Annotated in this window: 20 protein-coding genes; 6 read left to right on the top strand and 14 right to left on the bottom strand. The window is 68.2% G+C overall.

The window, feature by feature from the left end:
* Nucleotides 1-72 precede the first annotated feature (72 nt).
* From rdgB to clpS, 6 genes are all read right to left on the bottom strand, one after another.
* Nucleotides 73-750: an RdgB/HAM1 family non-canonical purine NTP pyrophosphatase gene (rdgB, locus tag AC1DEM_RS17860; protein WP_476885633.1), complete on the bottom strand. Its 678-nt coding sequence runs from the start codon at nucleotides 748-750 to the stop codon at nucleotides 73-75.
* Entirely contained in the window at nucleotides 747-1,505 is a 759-nt protein-coding gene (gene rph / locus AC1DEM_RS17855; RefSeq protein ID WP_476885632.1) for a ribonuclease PH, read from the bottom strand. Before rph ends, rdgB begins: the two co-directional genes overlap by 4 nt.
* 83 nt (nucleotides 1,506-1,588) lie before the next feature.
* Entirely contained in the window at nucleotides 1,589-2,386 is a 798-nt protein-coding gene (locus AC1DEM_RS17850; RefSeq protein WP_377985166.1) for an MBL fold metallo-hydrolase, read from the bottom strand.
* Nucleotides 2,383-3,417 (bottom strand): glutamate racemase, encoded by a 1,035-nt coding sequence (gene murI / locus AC1DEM_RS17845; RefSeq protein ID WP_476885668.1) that lies wholly within the window; start codon nucleotides 3,415-3,417, stop codon nucleotides 2,383-2,385. The genes AC1DEM_RS17850 and murI overlap by 4 nt, the downstream gene beginning before the upstream one ends.
* A gap of 103 nt (nucleotides 3,418-3,520) precedes the next feature.
* Nucleotides 3,521-4,087, bottom strand: a complete 567-nt coding sequence (locus tag AC1DEM_RS17840; RefSeq protein WP_476885631.1) for a DUF2017 domain-containing protein — start codon at nucleotides 4,085-4,087, stop codon at nucleotides 3,521-3,523.
* Nucleotides 4,080-4,445: an ATP-dependent Clp protease adapter ClpS gene (gene clpS, locus AC1DEM_RS17835; protein WP_377985169.1), complete on the bottom strand. Its 366-nt coding sequence runs from the start codon at nucleotides 4,443-4,445 to the stop codon at nucleotides 4,080-4,082. The genes AC1DEM_RS17840 and clpS overlap by 8 nt, the downstream gene beginning before the upstream one ends.
* 37 nt (nucleotides 4,446-4,482) lie before the next feature.
* Here clpS and AC1DEM_RS17830 point away from each other — a divergent pair, with 37 nt between their 5' ends.
* From AC1DEM_RS17830 to AC1DEM_RS17805, 6 genes are all read left to right on the top strand, one after another.
* Nucleotides 4,483-5,811 carry a nicotinate phosphoribosyltransferase gene (locus AC1DEM_RS17830; RefSeq protein ID WP_476885630.1) on the top strand — a complete coding sequence of 443 codons (1,329 nt, stop codon included), beginning with the start codon at nucleotides 4,483-4,485 and terminating at the stop codon, nucleotides 5,809-5,811.
* Nucleotides 5,812-6,498, top strand: coding sequence for an isochorismatase family protein (locus AC1DEM_RS17825; protein ID WP_476885629.1), 687 nt, complete (start codon nucleotides 5,812-5,814; stop codon nucleotides 6,496-6,498). It abuts the gene before it with no gap.
* Between the two features lie 137 nt (nucleotides 6,499-6,635).
* Nucleotides 6,636-6,983, top strand: a complete 348-nt coding sequence (locus AC1DEM_RS17820) for a hypothetical protein (RefSeq protein WP_476885628.1) — start codon at nucleotides 6,636-6,638, stop codon at nucleotides 6,981-6,983.
* Between the two features lie 120 nt (nucleotides 6,984-7,103).
* A complete protein-coding gene (locus AC1DEM_RS17815; RefSeq protein ID WP_476885627.1) occupies nucleotides 7,104-7,592 on the top strand; it encodes a helix-turn-helix domain-containing protein in 489 nt (162 codons plus the stop codon).
* Between the two features lie 50 nt (nucleotides 7,593-7,642).
* Nucleotides 7,643-8,251, top strand: coding sequence for an IS3 family transposase (locus tag AC1DEM_RS17810; RefSeq protein ID WP_476885626.1), 609 nt, complete (start codon nucleotides 7,643-7,645; stop codon nucleotides 8,249-8,251).
* Entirely contained in the window at nucleotides 8,215-8,430 is a 216-nt protein-coding gene (locus tag AC1DEM_RS17805; protein WP_476885625.1) for an IS3 family transposase, read from the top strand. Before AC1DEM_RS17810 ends, AC1DEM_RS17805 begins: the two co-directional genes overlap by 37 nt.
* Nucleotides 8,431-8,515: 85 nt before the next feature.
* On the opposite strand, the gene AC1DEM_RS17800 is transcribed toward AC1DEM_RS17805, so the two are convergent.
* From AC1DEM_RS17800 to AC1DEM_RS17765, 8 genes are all read right to left on the bottom strand, one after another.
* On the bottom strand, nucleotides 8,516-10,303 hold the full coding sequence (locus AC1DEM_RS17800) for a DEAD/DEAH box helicase (RefSeq protein ID WP_476885624.1): 1,788 nt from the start codon (nucleotides 10,301-10,303) through the stop codon (nucleotides 8,516-8,518).
* A 241-nt stretch (nucleotides 10,304-10,544) separates the two neighbouring features.
* Nucleotides 10,545-10,862: a DUF3039 domain-containing protein gene (locus AC1DEM_RS17795; protein WP_377985578.1), complete on the bottom strand. Its 318-nt coding sequence runs from the start codon at nucleotides 10,860-10,862 to the stop codon at nucleotides 10,545-10,547.
* 60 nt (nucleotides 10,863-10,922) lie between these two features.
* Nucleotides 10,923-11,705, bottom strand: a complete 783-nt coding sequence (gene nagB, locus AC1DEM_RS17790; RefSeq protein WP_476885623.1) for a glucosamine-6-phosphate deaminase — start codon at nucleotides 11,703-11,705, stop codon at nucleotides 10,923-10,925.
* A 59-nt stretch (nucleotides 11,706-11,764) separates the two neighbouring features.
* The gene (locus AC1DEM_RS17785) at nucleotides 11,765-13,336 is read right to left on the bottom strand and encodes a transporter (protein ID WP_476885622.1); all 1,572 of its coding nucleotides are present in this window, start codon (nucleotides 13,334-13,336) and stop codon (nucleotides 11,765-11,767) included.
* Nucleotides 13,318-14,112, bottom strand: coding sequence for an ABC transporter ATP-binding protein (locus AC1DEM_RS17780; RefSeq protein WP_476885621.1), 795 nt, complete (start codon nucleotides 14,110-14,112; stop codon nucleotides 13,318-13,320). Before AC1DEM_RS17780 ends, AC1DEM_RS17785 begins: the two co-directional genes overlap by 19 nt.
* Before the next feature lie 90 nt (nucleotides 14,113-14,202).
* On the bottom strand, nucleotides 14,203-15,303 hold the full coding sequence (locus AC1DEM_RS17775) for an NADH:flavin oxidoreductase/NADH oxidase (RefSeq protein WP_476885620.1): 1,101 nt from the start codon (nucleotides 15,301-15,303) through the stop codon (nucleotides 14,203-14,205).
* Nucleotides 15,303-16,328, bottom strand: coding sequence for a co-chaperone YbbN (locus tag AC1DEM_RS17770; protein ID WP_476885619.1), 1,026 nt, complete (start codon nucleotides 16,326-16,328; stop codon nucleotides 15,303-15,305). Before AC1DEM_RS17770 ends, AC1DEM_RS17775 begins: the two co-directional genes overlap by 1 nt.
* A 56-nt stretch (nucleotides 16,329-16,384) precedes the next feature.
* Nucleotides 16,385-18,337, bottom strand: a complete 1,953-nt coding sequence (locus tag AC1DEM_RS17765) for a hypothetical protein (protein WP_476885618.1) — start codon at nucleotides 18,335-18,337, stop codon at nucleotides 16,385-16,387.
* Nucleotides 18,338-18,353 lie beyond the last annotated feature (16 nt).

The raw sequence follows: 18,353 nt of genomic DNA, 5'->3' as shown, positions 1-18,353 counted from the left end.
AGTTAACAAGGAAGGCGCCCCACCGTGTGGGGCGCCTTCCTTCGTCTTCCGCCTCGCCGGTGCGTGGCTCGGCTACTTACCGGCGAGAGCCTCGACGATGGCCGGCAGGAGCGCCCGGAACGCGTGGCCCCGGTGGCTGATGGCGTTCTTCTCCTCGGAACTGAGCTCGGCGCAGCTGCGGTCCAGCCCGCTCGGCTGCAGGACCGGGTCATAGCCGAAACCGCCCTCCCCGCGCGGCTCCCGCAGGAGTGTCCCTTCCAGCTGCCCGTACTCCACAACTTCCCGGCCGCCGTCGGGCGAGGACCCGGGCACGGCCAGCGCCGCGGCGCAGACAAACGCGGCCCCGCGGTACTCATCCGGCACGTCGGCCAGCTGGGCGAGCAGCAGCTGCAGGTTCGCGGCGTCGTCGCCGTGCCGGCCGGACCAGCGGGCGGAGAAAATCCCGGGTGCGCCGCCAAGGACGTCCACGGCAAGTCCGGAGTCGTCGGCGATCGCGACGAGCCCCGTGGCCTCGGCCACGGCCCGCGCCTTCAGCAGCGAGTTCTCCGCGAAGGTCACGCCGGTCTCGGCGACGTCGGGGGCACCGACGGCACCGGCGTCCACCACCTGCGTGTCGACGTCGAGGCCGGGCACCTGGCCACGCAGCAGCTCGCGGAGTTCCCGGAGCTTGCCTTTGTTGTGGGTGGCCAGGACCAGCCGCGGGGCCGGGCCGTCAGCGGCCGGCCGGTCCGCGAACGGCGCCTGCGTCACGGGGCCTCCGCCAGGGTGTCGCGCTGGATGGCGGCGAGCTGCTCGGTGCCCAGCAGCGCCAGGTCCAGCAGCTTGTTCAGCTCGTCGCGGTCGAAGGGTGCGCCCTCGGCGGTGCCCTGGACCTCCACGAACTTTCCGGAGCCGGTCACCACGACGTTCATGTCGGTCTCGGCGCGCACGTCTTCGACGTAGGGCAGGTCGAGCATCGGCACGCCGTCGATGATGCCGACGGACACGGCGGCGATCGTGTCAATCAGGGGCTCGGCGTTGCGGCCGATCATCTTCCTCTCGCGGGCGAAACGGATGGCGTCCGCGAGTGCCACATAGGCACCGGTGATGGCCGCGGTGCGGGTGCCGCCGTCGGCCTGCAGGACATCGCAGTCCAGCACGATCGTGATCTCGCCGAGAGCCTTGGTGTCGATGATGGAGCGCAGCGAGCGGCCGATCAGCCGGGAGATCTCGTGGGTGCGGCCGCCGATCTTGCCCTTGACGGACTCGCGGTCAGAGCGGGTGTTCGTGGCCCGGGGCAGCATGGCGTATTCGGCGGTGACCCAGCCGCGGCCCTCGCCCTTGAGCCAGCGCGGCACGCCTTCGGTCAGGGAGGCCGTGCACAGGACCCGGGTGTTGCCGAACTCGATCAGGGCCGAACCCTCGGCCTGCTTGGACCAGCCGCGCGTGATGCTGATCGGGCGCAGCTGGTCGGGCGTACGGCCGTCGGCGCGGATGACGGGGACACTGGGAGCTTGGGAAGTCATGCCTTTAGCTTATCGACTCACCCGCCCCCGCCGGCGCCGCCGGCCAGCTGTACGGCGCCGGCCAGCTGTACGGTGGCGGTCAGCTAGACGGTGTAGTGCACACCGGCGACGGCGACGGCCACGTCCTTGCCGAAGACGTCCTTGGCCTCGGCCATGACGGTGGTGGGGGACGTCCAGACGGGAATGTGCGTCAGCAGCAGTCGCCGCGCTCCGGCGGCCACGGCGGCCTCCCCGGCCCGCTTGCCGGTCAGGTGCACGTCCTTGATGTCGTCGTCGCGGCCTTCCTCGAACGCCGCTTCGCACAGGAAGAGGTCGGCGTCGCGGGCTGCGTCCTCAAGGCCCGCACAGGAGTCCGTGTCCCCGGAGTAGCTCAGGACGCGGGTCACGGGCGTGCCGTCCTTGGCAGGCTCGGTGACCTCCACACGGAGGGCGTAGGCCTCCTCGACGGGATGGTTCACCGCGTAGGGCGTCACCGTGAACGGGCCGACGCTCACCGGCTTGCGCTCGGACCAGTTGCTGAAGTCGAATTCCTCGTGCATGCCCGGATCCAGGTCCAGGCCGTAGGCTGTGGCCATCCGGTCAGCGGTGGCGGCGGGCCCCCACACCGGAATCCTGCCCCGCCCCCAGCCGCCCGGCTTCCAGCGCACGGCAACGTGGAGCCCGCACAGGTCCATGCAGTGGTCCGGGTGCAGGTGCGTGAGGAAGATCGCGTCAATGTCCTCCAGGTCCGTGTAGCGCTGGATGGCGCCGAGCGCCCCGCTGCCGAGGTCCAGGACGATCTTCCAGTTCCGCTCGCCGTCGTTGGCGGTCAGCAGATAGCACGACGCCGGCGAGCCCGGCCCCGGGAAGGACCCGGTACAGCCCACAATGGTCAGCTTCACAGCAGCTTTCCCCCGCCTGCGGATCCGCCCACGAAGTTGGATATCCGCGGCCGGCCGGCACCGGCCTGCGAGGTGGCGGCCTGGGCGGCGGCGATCATCTCCGGGGTGATCCGGGCGAGGCTGCCCGTGGGGTACTGCGCCGCGACGTGGTCGACGTGCCGGACGCTGAGGACCTCGGGGCCGAGGAAGCGCCGCGCGAGGTGCTCGAACTGGGCGGCGTCGCCCGTGGCGATGAAATTGTGCTCGGGGGCCGCGGCGTCGGTGCGCTCCAGGCCCCGGGAGGCCAGCGCCCGGTAGACGTCCTTGGCCGTTTCCTCGGCGCTGGAGACCAGCGTGACGTCCTCGCCCAGGACGAACGAGATCACGCCGGTGAGCAGCGGGTAGTGGGTGCAGCCGAGCACCACGGTGTCCACCCCGGCCGCAATGAGCGGCGCCAGGTACTCGCGGGCGACGGCAAGCAGTTCCGGTCCCGTGGTGATCCCTGCTTCCACGTAGGGCACGAACGCCGGGCAGGCCACGGACGTGATCGACAAATCCGGGGCAGCGGCGAAGGTGTCCTCGTAGGCGCGCGAGCCCACCGTGGCCGAGGTCCCGATCACGCCCACCCGGCCCGTGCGGGTTGCCGCGACGGCACGCCGGACGGCCGGCTGGATCACCTCGACCACCGGAATCCCGTACCGGGCCGTGTACCGTTCGCGGGCGTCGCGCAGCACGGCGGCGGACGCGGAGTTGCAGGCGATGGTCAGCAGCTTTACGCCGGAATCCACGAGCTCGTCCATGACGCCGAGGGCGTTGGCCCGGACTTCGGCGATGGGAAGGGGGCCGTAGGGCCCGTGCGCGGTGTCGCCGACGTACAGGATGGATTCGTTGGGCAGCTGGTCGATGATCGACCGGGCCACCGTGAGGCCGCCGACGCCGGAGTCGAAGACGCCGATGGGGCGTGACCCCAGCGCGGATGCCGGTTCGGGCCCCGTGGGGCCGGTTGCGGTGCTGCTCGCTGGGGAGTCCGCAGCAGCCACTGCCGGATCCATACTCGATGCTGAAGTCATGATTATTCGAGGATAGGACAACGCCTGCTGGGCAGCCATCACATTGTGGCGTGCAACTCGTGTCTCATGGGTCACACGCTCGGGCTCAGCGCCGGGCATCGAGCGAGTGCACCATCGCCTGGACCAGCGACTCCTGCAGCCAGGTGGTGAAGTTGTACACGAGGGCCAGGTAGCTTTCCACGTCCTCGGCCTGGGCCCAGTCCTGCATGAGGTGGACGTTGTCGGCGTCGGCGTCATCACGGATGTCGAGGCGTTCGGCCAGCACCAGCCGGACATCGTTGAGCGCGGTGGCCCAGTGCCGGGCGTCGTCGGGTGTCAGGACGAGGTGTTCCCGGTCCAGGCTCAGGGCGGCCGCCTTGAGCGCGCCGATCTTGTTTTCGCGCAGCGACCGTTCGGTGTACCGGCGGAACTCAAGGGAGGCGGCGTCGTCGTTCTTCATGACGTTCGGCAGCAGCCGGCGCAGGGCGCGGTCCGAGGGTTCGCGGGCTTCGGTGTCCAGCCCCACCAGGGCCGCCAGCGGGTCCTCGTTGGCGCGCTCCTCCGGCTCCAGCATGGAGATCACATCGTCAAAAAGGCTGCGCAGCAGTTCCCGTTCCGCCGGCTCAAGATGGCCCCTGATGCCCTTGAGCCCGTATTTGAATGCCTTAGCCACGTTTTCCCTTGCCTTTGCCGGAGCCGCCTGCGTTGCCGCCCGTGGCTTTTTCCACCGTCGCCCAGAGGCCGTAGCCGTGCATGGCGACGGCGTGCTGCTCCACCTGCTCCTTGCTGCCGTGCGCCACGATCGAGCGGCCCTTCTTATGGACCTCCATCATGAGCTTGTTGGCCTTGGCCTCCGAGTAACCGAAGTAGCTGCGGAACACGAAGCTCACGTAGCTCATCAGGTTCACGGGATCGTTCCAGATCACGAGGTTCCAGGGGATGTCCGGGGCGGTCAGCACGTCGCCGGACGTCACTGTTCCGGTCTGGGTGCTCTCCCGGGTGTCGGGGCCGAGCGCAACGCTGAGGGTCATCTGTCCATTCTATGGGGATGCACACTAGAGTGAATTTGTGAGTACCTCTGCTGGCTGGGACCGTCCCCGCACGTCCCTGTACACCGACCATTACGAGCTGACCATGTTGCAGGGGGCTCTGCAGTCGGGCGCGGCCCACCGGAAATCGGTCTTCGAGGCCTTTGCCCGGAGGCTCCCGGACGGGCGCCGCTACGGGATCGTGGCCGGCACCGGCCGGCTGCTGGAGGGGATCGCGAACTTCCGCTTCGGCGAGCCGGAACTGGACTACTTGCGCCGCACCAAGGTGGTCAACGACCAGACCCTGGAGTACCTGGCCGATTACAGCTTTTCCGGCGACATCTGGGGCTATCCGGAGGGCGAGGCCTACTTCCCGAACTCCCCCGTGCTGATCGTGGAGTCCACGTTCGCCGAGGCCTGCATCCTTGAGACGTACCTGCTCTCCGTGCTCAATCACGACTGCGCGATCGCCTCGGCCGCCTCCAGGATGATCTCCGCGGCCGGAACCCGCCCGTGCATCGAGATGGGGTCGCGCCGGACGCACGAGGAATCGGCGGCCGCCGCTGCCCGGGCCGCGGTCATCGCCGGGTTCGACAGCACCTCCAATCTGGAGGCCGGATTGCGCTACGGGCTGAAGACGGTGGGCACGGCCGCCCATTCCTTCACCCTCCTCCATGACAGTGAGCGTGAGGCCTTCGAGGCCCAGATTGCCGCCTTCGGACCGGACACCTCGCTCCTGGTGGATACGTACGACGTCGAAACGGCCGTCCGCACCGCCGTCGACCTCGCCGGCGACAAGCTGGGCGCTGTCCGGCTGGACTCCGGTGACCTCGTGGCCCAGGCCCAGTGGGTGCGGCAACTGCTCGACGAACTCGGGAATGACCGCACCAAGATCGTGGTGACCTCTGACCTCGACGAATTCGCCATCGCGGCGCTGGCGTCCGCCCCGGTGGACTCCTACGGCGTGGGCACCTCGCTCGTGACCGGTTCGGGGGCACCGACGGCGAGCATGGTCTACAAGCTCGTCAGCCGCACCGACGACACCGGAGACTTCATCTCGGTCGCCAAGGCCGCCAAGAACAAAGCCAGCAAGGGCGGCCGGAAGTATGCCCTGCGCAAGCTCAACGAGCGCGGAACCGCCACAGCGGAAATCGTCGGCGTCGGCCACCACCCGGAGGATGACGGCAATGACCGGCCGCTGCTGAAGCAGTTCGTCAAGAACGGCGAGCTCCTGCCCGGGTGGACCGGCCCCGAGGGGGTCCAGCGCGCAAGCCGGCGCCACGCGGAGACCATGCGGGAGCTTCCCGCGGTGGTCAACCGGCTGCAGCGCGGCGAGGCGGCCATCCCCACCATCTACGAGGAGGACTAAATGTCCCGCGCCCTGATCATCGTTGACGTCCAAAACGATTTCTGTGAGGGAGGTGCCCTGCCGGTCGACGGCGGGGCGAACCTCGCCGGGGAAATCAGCGAATATGTTGACGCACACCACGGCCAGTTTGACCACGTCCTGGCCACGCAGGACTGGCACATCGATCCCGGTGCGCATTTCTCGGAGGAACCCGATTTCGTGGACAGCTGGCCGCCGCATTGCGTGGCGGGCACCCGCGGGGCCGAACTGCATCCCGACCTTGACCCCGAACACATCCAGGCGTACTTCCGCAAAGGCCAGTTTGCCGCGGCGTACTCCGGCTTCGAAGGCCTCCTGGCCCCGGAGGACGACGTCCCCACCGGGGACCGCAAACCGGGCGCCATGCCCGTTCCCGGCACCGACACCGATTCCGGCACCGATTCCGACGAAGCCGGGAGTCTTTTCGCTGCCAGTGATTCCGCCGCTGGCGAGGACGCGATCGGACTGGATGACTGGCTGCAGAGCCACGACGTGGAGGACATCGTCGTCGTCGGGATCGCCACGGACTACTGCGTCAAGGCGACCGCCCTGGATGCCGTCCAGGCCGGCTACTCCGTCACAGTGCTGCGCGGTTTGACGGTCGGAATCGCCGACGACCTGGACGACGCCGTGGCCGAAATGGAGCTCGGCGGCGTCGATGTCCTCTGAGCGCCAACACCCCTGCCCGGGGAGCCGGGCGGGCTTAACGGCTGGCGGGAAAAGGCCGCCGCCGCAGTAGACTCGAAATCCTTGCCCTATCGCCAGTCTTGCCATATCGACAGACCCGTAGAACCCCGGAGTACACCATGAAGAAGACCCTGACCGTTCTGATTGCCGCCGGAGCGCTGCTCGGCGCGGCCGGCTGCTCGGCCTCGCCGCAGCTGACCAACGAAGAAACCTGTGCCCGGGTCAAGACCGTGGTCTCCGCCCAGACGGCCACGTCGGACAAGGCCGGCATGACCAGGGTCGCCAACCAGCTGCGGCCCATCAAGGCGGCAGCATCCGAAGACCTGCGGGATCCGCTGCAGTCCATCATCGAATACTTTGACGAGGCGGCCAAGCCCGCCCCGGACGCCGCCAAGCTCGAGGACATGAAGGCCGACTACACCGCGGCAGGCCAGAAGTACGGCCAGGTCTGCGGCACGGGGAAGTAAACAACAGCCCAGTAGCCGAATCGCGAATCAGCGCAAATAAAAAGTGGAGGGACCAGGCCATTGAACTGCTCCCCGAAAGTTGGACTGAAAATTCAGTTCTGACTTACGGGGAGCAGTTTCATGTTCAAGAGCAGTTCATTGTCCGAGGAGCAACGCGAGGCCGCTGTAGCGTTGTTTGAGACCGGTTGGGGCGTCAGAGCCGTAGGAACTCGGCTCGGCGTGAGCCCGAAGGCGATCGGTCGGTTATATGACCGATGGCGAGTTCGCGGAGGTACGACGCTGGTGGCTAAACCAACCAAACGGGTGTTCTCATTCGAGTTCAAACTCGCTGTAGTCCAGCGGTTCCTGTCTGGGGAGAGCAAAGTCGGATTGGCGAGAGAGCTGCAGTTGTCTTCTCCCAAGTTGATCGATAAGTGGACGGGCCTGTACCGCGCCGAGGGTGAAGATGGTTTGCGCCCGAGGCCTAAAGGCCGTCCCCATGCAAGCCGGGATTTTGAGAAGAAACCTGAATCGGAGCTGCAGCGGCTGCGCCGGGAGAACGAGCGCCTGCGGGCAGAGGTGGCATTCCTGGGAAAAGTGCAGGCCTTGAGGGACGAGGAACGGCGCTAAGGGTCCGCGCCGTCATCGCTCTCAAGGCCGAACACCGCCTCGACCTGCTCTTGGACATCGCGGGTCTGGCCCGCTCGACGTTCTTCTATCACCAGGCCCGCTTCCAAGCCCCGGACCCGCAAGGGACCCTCAAGTCCGCCGTCGCGGCGATCTTCACGGCCAGCCACGCCCGTTACGGGCACCGACGCATTCATGCGGAACTGCTCAAGCAAGGCTGGAAGCTCGCGAAGAAGACTGTGCTGAAGCTGATGCGGGCACTTGGGCTGACTTGTAAGGTCCGGCGCAGGAAGCGCTACAACTCCTATCAAGGAGAACAGGTCGTCGTTGCTCCGAACCTGCTGAACCGGAAGTTCGACGCCATCGCCCCGAACCAGAAGTGGGTGACAGACGTGACCGAGTTCAGCGTCGGCGACCGGAAACTCTACCTCTCACCGGTCATGGACCTCTTTGACCGGCAGATCATCTCCCACACCATCAGCTCGTCCCCGAACCTCGTCCTCACCAACACTTCGCTGGAGCAAGCCCTGACCTGTCTCCAGCCAGGCCAGCAGCCACTCGTGCATTCGGACCAGGGCTTTCAATACCAGCACATCTCCTCGAGGGCGCCGGCGCAGTCCAGTCAATGTCACGCAAAGCCAACTGCTACGACAACGCCGTGATGGAGAACTTCTTCGGCCACCTCAAAGAAGAACTCTTCCACGGTGTCCGCTTCATCAGCACCGACGCCTTGACGGCACAACTCAACGAGTACATCCGCTGGTACAACACCGACCGGATCTCAACAAAGCTCGAGGGCCTGAGCCCGGTGCAATACCGTGCCCAGGCCCTCGCGGCTTAGGATCTTATTTGGCCAGTCCAACTTTCGGGGACCAGTTCACATCGGCCTGGTCCCTCCACTGTTGCCCCCTGCTGAATTCCTCCGGCTACTTCCGGCCGATGAACCAGTCCTGGAGCTTCCGCAGACGGGTCTGCAGCTGTTCCTCATTGGCCTGCGCGACGGCCGGGCCGCCGCAGACGGTGCGCAGTTTGGTGTGGACGACGCCGTGCGGGGTCCCGGTGCGGGCCGACCAGGCCGCGACGTTCTTCGCCAGCTCCGTGCGCAGGTCCATCAGCATCCGGTGGTCCGGCACGGCCGGGGCGGCAACGGGGACGGCCTCCGCCTGCGGGGAGCGCTTGTTCTTCCGGTTCAACTGTTCGTGCTGGCGCTGGCGCAACAAAGTGCCGACCTGGTCGGCGTCCAGCAGGCCGGGGATTCCGAGGAAGTCGAGCTCATCCTCCGAGCCCACCTCGCCGCCGGTGCCGAACTCGCCGCCGTCGAAGAGCACGCGGTCAAAGGACGCCTGGGAGTCGAGGGCCTCGAACTTGCCCTTCATCAGGGAGTCGGAGGCTTTCTCCTCGCGGTTCGCCTCGTCCATGAGCGAGTCTTCAGGATTGAAGAGGCCGTCGCTGTCTTCCTTCTCCGGACGGTCCAGGGCGTGGTCGCGTTCGGCCTCCATCGAGTTGGCCAGCGCCATAAGCTGCGGCACCGAGGGCAGGAAGACCGACGCCGTCTCGCCGCGCTTGCGGGCACGCACGAAACGCCCCACGGCCTGGGCGAAGAACAGCGGGGTGGAAGTCGAGGTGGCATAGACGCCGACCGACAGCCGCGGCACGTCCACGCCCTCGGAGACCATCCGGACGGCCACCATCCAGCGCTTCTCGCTGGCGGTGAATTCCTCGATCTTGCTCGAGGCTTTGGCGTCATCGGAGAGGATGACAGTGGGCGATTCGCCGGTGATCTTCTTCAGCTGCCCGGCATAGGCGCGGGCGTCCTCATGGTCGGTGGCAATGACCAGGCCGCCGGCATCCGGGACGCTGCGCCGGACTTCGCTGAGGCGTTTGTCCGCGCCGGCGAGGACGGCGGGGATCCATTCGCCGGCCGGGTTCAGCGCCGTGCGCCAGGCCTGCGAGGTGATGTCCTTCGTGACGGCCGACTCTCCGAGCGAGGCCGCCATCTCGTCCCCGGCGCTGGTGCGCCAGCGCATTTGGCCGGAGTACGCCATGAACATGACCGGGCGGACCACATGGTCGCGCAGCGCCTTGCCGTAGCCGTAGGTGTAATCGGCCTTGGAGCGCCGGATCCCGTCGCGGTCCTCGGCATACTCCACGAACGGGATGGGCGAGGTGTCGGAGCGGAACGGGGTACCGGTCAGGGACAGCCGGCGGGTCGCGGGGTCGAACGCCTCGCGGAGGCCGTCGCCCCAGGACAGCGCCTCGCCGCCGTGGTGGATTTCGTCCAGGATCACCAGCGTGCGGGCGGCCTCGGTCTTGGCCCGGTGCAGCATGGGCTTGCTCGCCACCTGGGCGTAGGTCACGGCGACGCCGATGAACCCGCGGCCGTGCTGGCCGTCGGCGTTCTTGAAGTTCGGGTCGATCGCGATGCCCACCTTGGCGGCGGCGTCGGCCCACTGGCGCTTCAGGTGGTCGGTGGGCGCCACGATGGTCACGCGGTTGACCACACCGGAATCGATGAGCATGGACGCCACGCGGAGGGCGAACGTGGTTTTACCTGCGCCGGGGGTTGCGACCGCAAGGAAATCCTTGGGGTGGATGCTGAAGTAGCTGTCCAGCGCCTCCTGCTGCCAGGCGCGCAGCTTGGGGGCGGTGCCCCAGGCAGCCCGCTCGGGATAGGCGGGGGGAAGCGTGGGTCCGCCGAAAAGTGTCTCTGTCATTGAGGCGCCCTCCAACCGAGCATGGCTGCAGCCGGCTGAGATACCCAAATAAGCACAAAAACACCAATCTATTTCGGATGGACCCGTCGGAACCCCGCACAGGACGGGCCCGGACAGCATGGACCGGCAAGCAGGAGAACAGGGAACAAGAACTGTGGCGCAGCGGCGCGCCGCATAGAGAACCGCGGTCAGGGACGGCTCATGGAGCCCCGGTTGTTCCGTTAGCTCCCGTTACATGACGTTACTTGTCGCCGGAGCCCTTGCCGCCGTCGTTCCCGGGGCGCAGGCCCTCGTAGACTTCCTTGCATTCAGGGCAGACGGGGAACTTCTGCGGATCCCGGCCCGGGGTCCAGACCTTGCCGCAGAGCGCGATGACCGGGTCACCGGTCAGCGCGGATTCCATGATCTTTTCCTTGCGCACGTAGTGCGAGAAGCGCTCCCGGTCACCGGGCTCAACTTCCTGGCGCAGTTCCTCGCGCTCGATCGTGGCCGTAGACGTACCGGCTCCGGAGAGCTCGCGCATCGGATCGTTTTCGAGAGGATCGGTCATGCTAGTCATGACACCCATCTTAGCCGTTGGAAGTCCCCTGCCGGACCTGCGCGATGCCGGGGCCGGAGCTTAAAGCCCCTGCCAGGCAGGTTTGTGGTCGTAGCTGTGGCGGTAGTAGTCAGCCAGCCGCAGCGACGATGCCGCCGCCTCGTCCAGGAGGATGGTGGCGTGCGGGTGCAGCTGGAGCACGGAGGCCGCGCAGATGGCGGCGACGGGGCCCTCGGCAAGATCCCGGACGGCTTGGGCCTTTTGCGCACCGGTCGCGGCCAGGATGACGTGGCGGGCATCCAGGATGGTGCCCAGGCCCTGGGTCAGGACATGGTGCGGCACGGCAGCCAGGCTGTCGAAAAACCGTGCGTTGTCCCGGCGTGTCTGCTCGATCAGGGTCTTGATCCGGGTCCGGGACGCCAGCGACGAGCCCGGTTCGTTGAACCCGATGTGGCCGTCCGTGCCGACGCCGAGGAGCTGCAGGTCCACTCCCCCCGCGTCGCGGATGGCGTCTTCATAGTCCTGGCAGGCTGCCGGGATGTCCGCCGCGGCGCCGTCGGGCACGTGGACGTTGGCCGGGCTGATGTTCACGCGTACGGTGAATTCGCGCGCGACCACCTCGCGGTAGGACCCCGGGTGCCCGGCGGGCAGTCCCACGTACTCATCCAGGGCAAAGGCGCGTACCTGGCTGAAATCCAGGCCGTCGCGCTGGTGCCGCAGGGCCAGCTCGGCGTATATCGGCAACGGCGAGGAACCGGTCGCCAGGCCCAGCACGGCGTCGGGCTTGCGGCGAAGAAGGGCCTCCACCGCATCCGCTGCAAGCGACGCGACCTGCTTGCCGCCGGGAAGGATGACAACTTCCATGATCCTGCCTTTACTGGCCTACCTGGTGTTTGAGTCTGCGCACTCCCAGCATGCACCCGTCAGCGGTTGACGGCCAGTTGCGCCAGCAGCTCCGGGCCCCGCCGGTCCAGCCACGCACCGCCGGCCCGGACGCCGGTGGCGAAAAGCGCGAGGCCCAGCACCGGTCCGAGGACCAAGGTGATCCAGCCCGGCACGGCGCTGCCGGTGATGAACTGCGCGGCCACGAGAGCCACCTCAGGCGCCACGAGGACCATGAGCACGGCCATGCCGCCGAACTGAACGGCGAGGGTCTGGGCCACGTTGCCTGGCGGTTTCTTGAATGGGCTGTCGCCCGGCAGCGGGACGCTCACGGTGTAGCGCGCCGAGATCACCGAGGCCAGGCCCAGGCCGGTGAAGAGGACGCCGAGGGAGAGGCCGAGGATCGCCGGCAGCTTGTCCCAGTCGCCGGTAAAGAAGAAGGGTCCGACGCTGAAGATGAGCACCACGGGCAGTGCGAAGCTCAGGCACGCCAGTGCCCGGCCCAGCCGGTCATCGGCCCCGCGCACACCGGTGGCCACGTGCAGGGCGAACGCGGTGCTGTCGTAGGAGACGTCCGTGGAGATCGACCAGGCTAACAGGAAGGCCGTCAGCGGCCCCACAAACTGGAACGGACCATGGAACCCGCTCTGGCTGCCCTGGAAGAGCATCAGCACGGGCAGGAGCGGAACCACCACCAGAGCGCCGGCGTAGCGGGGATCACGCAGCCAGTAGTACAGGGACCTCGCGGCGACGGCGGCGGACGGCGTCGCCGGGAGGAGCCTGAACAGCCCCGCGCCGCCGGTGCGCCGCTTGGATGTCCCGGCGTAGGGCGGGGTCACCAGGGCACGCTGCAGCAGGACCTTCCATGCCACGGCCAGGCCCGCCAGTGTGGCCACGGCGATGAGGAATTTCACACCAGCAGCCGCGTAGTTTCCGGCGGCGAGCTCGCCGCCAAGCGCGAAGGCCGCCCCGGCCGGAGTCCAGGACAGCGTCCGGGCCAGAACGGTCAGGAAATCGCCCGAACCCGCGATCCCCCTCGCGATGCCCGCCACGATGGGGCCCGTGAGCACGAGCGGGATGAGGAAGGCGACGGAGCTGATGTCCTTGAAGCGCCGGGAGCTGGCCAGTCCGGCCGTGGCCGTGGTCACCACCTTGGAGAGCACGACACAGCTCAGAACGCCCAGCACGGCACCCACCAAAGCGCCAGCCGCGGCCGGCAGGCTGCGGGACCAGGTGCCTACCGTGGCGAGTGCAACCAGCGAGGTTGCGCTGCCCGGAATGCCGATCAGGCCGCCCAGCGCCAGCCCTGTCAGCAGCTGCGGCATAGGCACGGCGAAAGTGGCGAAGCGGGCAGGGTCCAGGGTCATGTCCGTGGCGGAGACCGCGACGGGGATGATGGCCCAGCCCAGGAGCGCCGTTGCGCCGCCCAGGACCACCACGGTCTGGGCGAGTTCGATCTCCTGGCCGCGCAGGACGATCAGCCCGGCCACCAAAACACCCACGATTCCCAATGCATACAGGGCGCCGATCCCGAGGCCCACCAGCTGCCAGGGGCTGCGCCGGACACTGTTGCGCAGCAGGGTCAGCTTGAGCCTCAGAAGGTGCGCAACCATTCCAGCCCTTCCGTGTGGTTCCGGCCGCCCACAAGCTGCACGAAGCGGTCCTCGAGGCTGACCCCGGCGCGGACTTCCTCCACAGTGCCGGCGGCGAGGACCCGGCCGCCGGCGACGACGGCGACGTGGTCGCACATGCGCTGGACCAGGTCCATGACGTGGCTGGAGACGATAACCGTTCCACCCGAGGCAACATAGCGGTCCAGGATGTCGCGGATGTTCGCTGCGGAGATGGGATCCACCGATTCGAACGGCTCGTCGAGGACCAGGAGACGTGGGGCGTGGATCAGCGCCGAGGCCAGCGCGATCTTCTTCGTCATGCCGGCGGAGTAGTCCACCACCAGCGTGCCGGCGTCGTTGCCCAGGTCCAGCGCCGCGAGCAGTTCCGCCACCCGTGACGCCACCATCGCCCGGTCCATCCCACGCAGCAGGCCGGCGTAGGTCACCAGCTGCTCACCGCTCAGGCGGTCGAACAGCCGGACGCCGTCGGGCAGTATTCCCATCAGCTTCTTGGCCTCCAGCGGATGCTGCCAGACGTCGACGCCGTGGACCAGCGCGGTCCCGAAATCGGGGCGCAACAGGCCCGTCGCCATGGACAGCGTGGTGGTCTTGCCGGCGCCGTTGGGGCCCACCACCCCGTAAAAGGATCCGGCCGGAACGTCCAGGCTGATGCCGTCGACGGCGATCTTGTCGCCGAAGCGCTTGGCGAGGCCAAGCAGGGACAGGGCAGGAACCGGCGAGGACGGGCCGGGCGGGACCGGGGGCTGGAATGTCATGACGCCAGACTAACGCTCCGCCGGCGCGAAAAGGATCGTCCGCAAGGCGTAGGTTTTCACCCGGGGGAACCGGCCCCGCGACCTGGCGTTTTAGAACATGTGCCGGGGTATGGCGCGTTCGTACTGCGGCGGCCACGCAATGTCATGGCCGAGCTCGAACGCGGCCCGCAGCCACCAGTGCGGGTCCCGCAGGGCGGCCCGGGCTATGAAGACGCCGTCGGCCTGCCCGGTGGCCACCGCGTGCTCGGCCTGCCCGGCCGAGGTAAGGAGTCCCACAGTGCCGGTCCTGACTCCGGCTTCGCGCCGGATCCGGGCGGAGAACCCGGTCTGGTAGCCGGGGCCCACTGGAATCTGCTGGTGGGCAACGGCCCCGCCGCTGGAAACGTCCACCAGGTCCACGCCGCGCTCCGCGGCGGCACTGGCCATCCGGACCGAAGCCTCGGCCTCGATTCCGCCCGGCGCCCAGTCCGAGGCCGAGATCCGCAGCAACAGGGGCATGGAGTCCGGGATGACGGCGCGGACTGCGTCCACCACAGCAAGCGTCAGCCTGTTCCGGCCTGCCTCGTCCCCGCCCCAGCGATCCGTGCGGTCGTTGACCAGCGGGCTCTGGAACTGGTGCAGGAGGTAGCCGTGGGCGCCATGGATTTCGATCGTGTCGAACCCGACGTCGACGGCCCGCACGGCGGCCGCCGCGAAGTCGGCGATCACGCCGTCGATCTGCTCTTCAGTCATGGCCGACGGCGGCGCGTAGCCGTCGAACGCGCCGGTGCCCGGGCCGAGGGTGTCCCAGCCGCCGTCGGACGCCGGCACGCTGCCCTTCTTGCCCGAGAACGGCCAGTAGGAGGACGCCTTCCGGCCGGCGTGCGCCAGCTGGGTGCCGATCTTGGTCTCCGCGGTGCCGTGCCGGTGAACGAAGGAGGTGATGCGTTCCCAGGCCGCGGCCTGGTGGTCGTTGTAGAGGCCGGCGTCCCGGGGGCTGATTCTGCCCGCGGAGTTCACTGAGTTGGCCTCGGTGAGGATGAGGGCAGCGCCCCCGGTGGCAAAGGAGCCCAGGTGCATGAGGTGCCAGTCGGTGGGCACGCCCTCGCCCGTCCCGGGCTCGCAGCTGTACTGGCACATCGGCGATACCCAGCCGCGGTGCTGCAGCCGCAGGGACCTCAAGTCCAGCGGCGCGAAGAGTGCCGATCCCATTAGAACAGCACCCGGGCCAGTCCCTGGCGGGCCTTGGCGACCCGCGGGTCACCGGCGCCGACGACGTCGAAAAGTTCCAGCAGCCGGACCCGGGCGGTCTCACGTTCGGGGCCGAAATTCCGGCCAATGAACGTCACGACCCTGCCGAGGCCGTCCTCGATGTGGCCGCCGGCGACGTCCAGGTCCGCAACGCCAAGCTGGGCCTCCAGGTTGTCCGGCTGGTCGGCTGCGAGCCGGCGAAGGTCATCTGCCTCCGGCCCCGAGAAGGCCTGCAGGCGCGCCATGAGTTCCACCTGGGCCAGACCGGCCTTCGCCTCTGCGTCGGCGGGCATCTCGTTCAGGGCCTGCCGGTAGGCGGCAGCGGCGGCCTCGTAGTCGCCGGCCTCGATCGCGTCGAACGCTGCCTGATGCAGCGGCGGCAGCGGCGGAGCCTCAGGTTCCCCGCTGCCGGGTCCGCCGGCGCCAATCTGTCCGGTCACGCCGTTGGCGGCCGCGACCTTGAGGAGTTCGTCGAACAGGCTGCGTACCTGCTGTTCGTCCGCGCTGCCCTGGAAGAGCGGAACGGGCTGGCCCTTGACGACGGCGACGGCGGTCGGCACGGCCTGGACCTGGAAGGCCTGGGCAAGTTCCGGGAAGACGTCGATGTCGGCGGCCCCGAGGACCAGCCGACCGCCATAGCTCTCGACGATGCCTTCGAGGACCTCCACCAACTGGCCGGAGCCGGGCGAGTAGGAGGCCCAGAGGGCGATCACCACGGGCACCTGGGCCGAGAGCTCCACGAGCTCCTGGAAGTTGCCTTCGGTCACGTCCACGCGCAGCGGCCGGCCGGAGTGGCCGGCGGCACCGGCTGCCGGTGCGGGGGCTGCGGCAGAACCGGTCGGACCGGTGGCCGCCGGACCCGGCGCTGCCGGTGCCGGTGCGGTAGGCGCCGGCCGCTGTTTCAAGGCGGAGAGATCGACGGCGCCGCGCAGGTTCAGCGGGCTGGCGGCAACTGGCGGGACCGGGCGGGAAGCTGGCGTAGTCATAGCTCCACTCTAGCCATTGAAGTCCCGCCCGGCGCCACCGTCCCCGCCGGTGAAGGCTACTTGAAGGCAGCCCCGACCAGGCCGCGGGTGGCGGCCACGAGCTTCATCGGATCCTTGGAACCGGCCGGCGGAACATAGACCGCCACGGACTCGGCGAAGTTCAGCACCATGCCGGTGCTGGTCTCCTTGCCGCCGGCCAGGGCCGCAGCGTCGTCGCCGATCGTGAGCTTGTCCCCGGCGGCCTTCGGGGTGCCGTCGAAGGAGAAGTTCAGGCGGCCCAACACCAGTGCCCCGCCGTCGGCGGTACGGAACACGACTGTGTTCTCGGGGGCCACCTTGTGCGTGAAGGCGAAGGCGCCGTTGACGCCTGACTTGACGACGTCGGCCTGGTAGGCGAGTGTGTCCGCGATGTACGGGGAGGACTGGCCCTCGACGAGCTTGTCCTTGAAGGCGGAGGTGGCCGTGGTCAGGCGGTCACCCAGTCCGGCGAGGGCTTCGTCGCCGCTGTACAGCAGTCCGCCCTTGTCCGCGGACGCCATGGTCTCCGTGCCGGCCCGCCCGATCGCCGGGAAGGTGGCGCCAGGCTGCAGCGGTGTGCTGCTGACCAGCTTGTAGTTTTCCCGCGGGGAGGCCTGGGTCAGGGTCAGCAGCTGCGGGACGACGTTGCCGTCGCCCTGGGTGACGGCCATGACGGAGCGGGGCCAGCTGCGCTTGTTGGTGACAACAGTGGTCAGCAGCTTCGTGGAACGGACAGGCATGCGGGCCTCGTAAGAGCCGACCTGCGAGCGGATCTTGTAGTTCTGCGTGCGCACCTCGAGCTCGGACTTGGCCACGCGCGGCGCCAGCTTGGCGGCGTCCTTGGCGGCGTCTCCGGCATCGACGGCACCCGCAACCTGTTCCAGGACGCGGCGGAACTGGGCGTCCAGCAGCACCGGCGCATCGCCGGCCTGGTCCTGGTCCGCAGTGGAAGTGCCCGGGGTCGCGTTGCTGGAGGCCGGCGCAGGGGTCGCCGGGGCACTGGACACCGGAGCACTGGGCGACGGCGCGGGTGTCTGGCTGGCCTGGGCGGCCACTGATGTTCCGGCGACGGCGGTGGCCGTCAGCAGGGCCACCACGATGCCGGAACGGCGCGCCGTGCCGATGCCCTTCTTCTGCACTGTCTTCTGCTCGAGCGCTGTCTTCTCAGGCGCTGTTTTCTCCGGTGTGGCCGGCTGGGGTGCTGTTTCGGGTGCTGCAGTGCCGGGTACGGCAGGCTGCTGCGTGCTTGCCGTCGAACCCTGTCCCGCGCGTCGTGCCGCGGCCTTGGCCTGCGCGCGGCGGGCGAATGCGCTGCCGCCCCCGTCGTCGCCGCTGCCGCCGTCGCCGTTGCCGCCGTCGTCTGTCCCATTGCCGGACCGGTTGCCTGACTTCGGCTTCAGGACCAGCAGCGCCCCGCCCGCGATGATCAGCAGGGCGCCGAGCACCATGAACGGAATGGCCCAGGGCGTGGACGTGTCGTTCGGGAACGTGATCGTGATGGAGCTGGGGGCGGGCTTGGTGCCGTCCGTCGCCAGGAGGAGGGACCAGTCGCCGTCGGCCGGCGCGTTCCACGAGTAGTTCATTTCACCGCTGGCGTTCTCGGTGCTGACCCAAAGGTCGGATCCGGCGGGCGAGGGCGCGGTGGCATCGCCATCGGTATGCGTCAGCTGCAACGCCTTGCCGTCCTCCGAGACGCCGGTGACAGTGTTGTGTGCCGTCTTGCCCACCCACGCGTCGACGTCGTCCGGCCGCCCGGCGGCCAGCAGGAAGGCACCTTCGCCCTTGACTTGGATGTTCACGGTCCCAGGGTGCAGCGTCCTCAGCTTCTCGTCGAAGACGGTCAGCGGCGCGGCAGTACCGGTCGGCGCCGTGGCCGTAATCGTCTCCGGGGGAGCCCAGAACGTCTTCTGGCCAATTCCGGCCAGCAGGGTCAGGAGGCCGAGCAGCACCAGGGCGACTGCAGTCTTGAAACGCAAAATACTACCAATCATCAGCGGACAGTTAGCT

Source organism: Arthrobacter sp. 05T420, from assembly GCF_056396305.1.
This window is presented reverse-complemented; position numbering and strand designations above follow the sequence as displayed.

What these genes read in the sequence shown, in the direction of transcription:
- rph (WP_476885632.1), bottom strand. Translation starts at nt 1,505, where the DNA reads ATGACTTCCCAAGCTCCCAGTGTCCCCGTCATCCGCGCCGACGGCCGT.
- murI (WP_476885668.1), bottom strand. Translation starts at nt 3,417, where the DNA reads ATGGATCCGGCAGTGGCTGCTGCGGACTCCCCAGCGAGCAGCACCGCA.
- clpS (WP_377985169.1), bottom strand. Translation starts at nt 4,445, where the DNA reads ATGACCCTCAGCGTTGCGCTCGGCCCCGACACCCGGGAGAGCACCCAG.
- AC1DEM_RS17825 (WP_476885629.1), top strand. Translation starts at nt 5,812, where the DNA reads ATGTCCCGCGCCCTGATCATCGTTGACGTCCAAAACGATTTCTGTGAG.
- AC1DEM_RS17820 (WP_476885628.1), top strand. Translation starts at nt 6,636, where the DNA reads ATGAAGAAGACCCTGACCGTTCTGATTGCCGCCGGAGCGCTGCTCGGC.
- AC1DEM_RS17815 (WP_476885627.1), top strand. Translation starts at nt 7,104, where the DNA reads ATGTTCAAGAGCAGTTCATTGTCCGAGGAGCAACGCGAGGCCGCTGTA.
- AC1DEM_RS17805 (WP_476885625.1), top strand. Translation starts at nt 8,215, where the DNA reads ATGTCACGCAAAGCCAACTGCTACGACAACGCCGTGATGGAGAACTTC.
- AC1DEM_RS17800 (WP_476885624.1), bottom strand. Translation starts at nt 10,303, where the DNA reads ATGACAGAGACACTTTTCGGCGGACCCACGCTTCCCCCCGCCTATCCC.
- AC1DEM_RS17795 (WP_377985578.1), bottom strand. Translation starts at nt 10,862, where the DNA reads ATGACTAGCATGACCGATCCTCTCGAAAACGATCCGATGCGCGAGCTC.
- nagB (WP_476885623.1), bottom strand. Translation starts at nt 11,705, where the DNA reads ATGGAAGTTGTCATCCTTCCCGGCGGCAAGCAGGTCGCGTCGCTTGCA.
- AC1DEM_RS17785 (WP_476885622.1), bottom strand. Translation starts at nt 13,336, where the DNA reads ATGGTTGCGCACCTTCTGAGGCTCAAGCTGACCCTGCTGCGCAACAGT.
- AC1DEM_RS17780 (WP_476885621.1), bottom strand. Translation starts at nt 14,112, where the DNA reads ATGACATTCCAGCCCCCGGTCCCGCCCGGCCCGTCCTCGCCGGTTCCT.
- AC1DEM_RS17775 (WP_476885620.1), bottom strand. Translation starts at nt 15,303, where the DNA reads ATGGGATCGGCACTCTTCGCGCCGCTGGACTTGAGGTCCCTGCGGCTG.
- AC1DEM_RS17770 (WP_476885619.1), bottom strand. Translation starts at nt 16,328, where the DNA reads ATGACTACGCCAGCTTCCCGCCCGGTCCCGCCAGTTGCCGCCAGCCCG.
- AC1DEM_RS17765 (WP_476885618.1), bottom strand. Translation starts at nt 18,337, where the DNA reads ATGATTGGTAGTATTTTGCGTTTCAAGACTGCAGTCGCCCTGGTGCTG.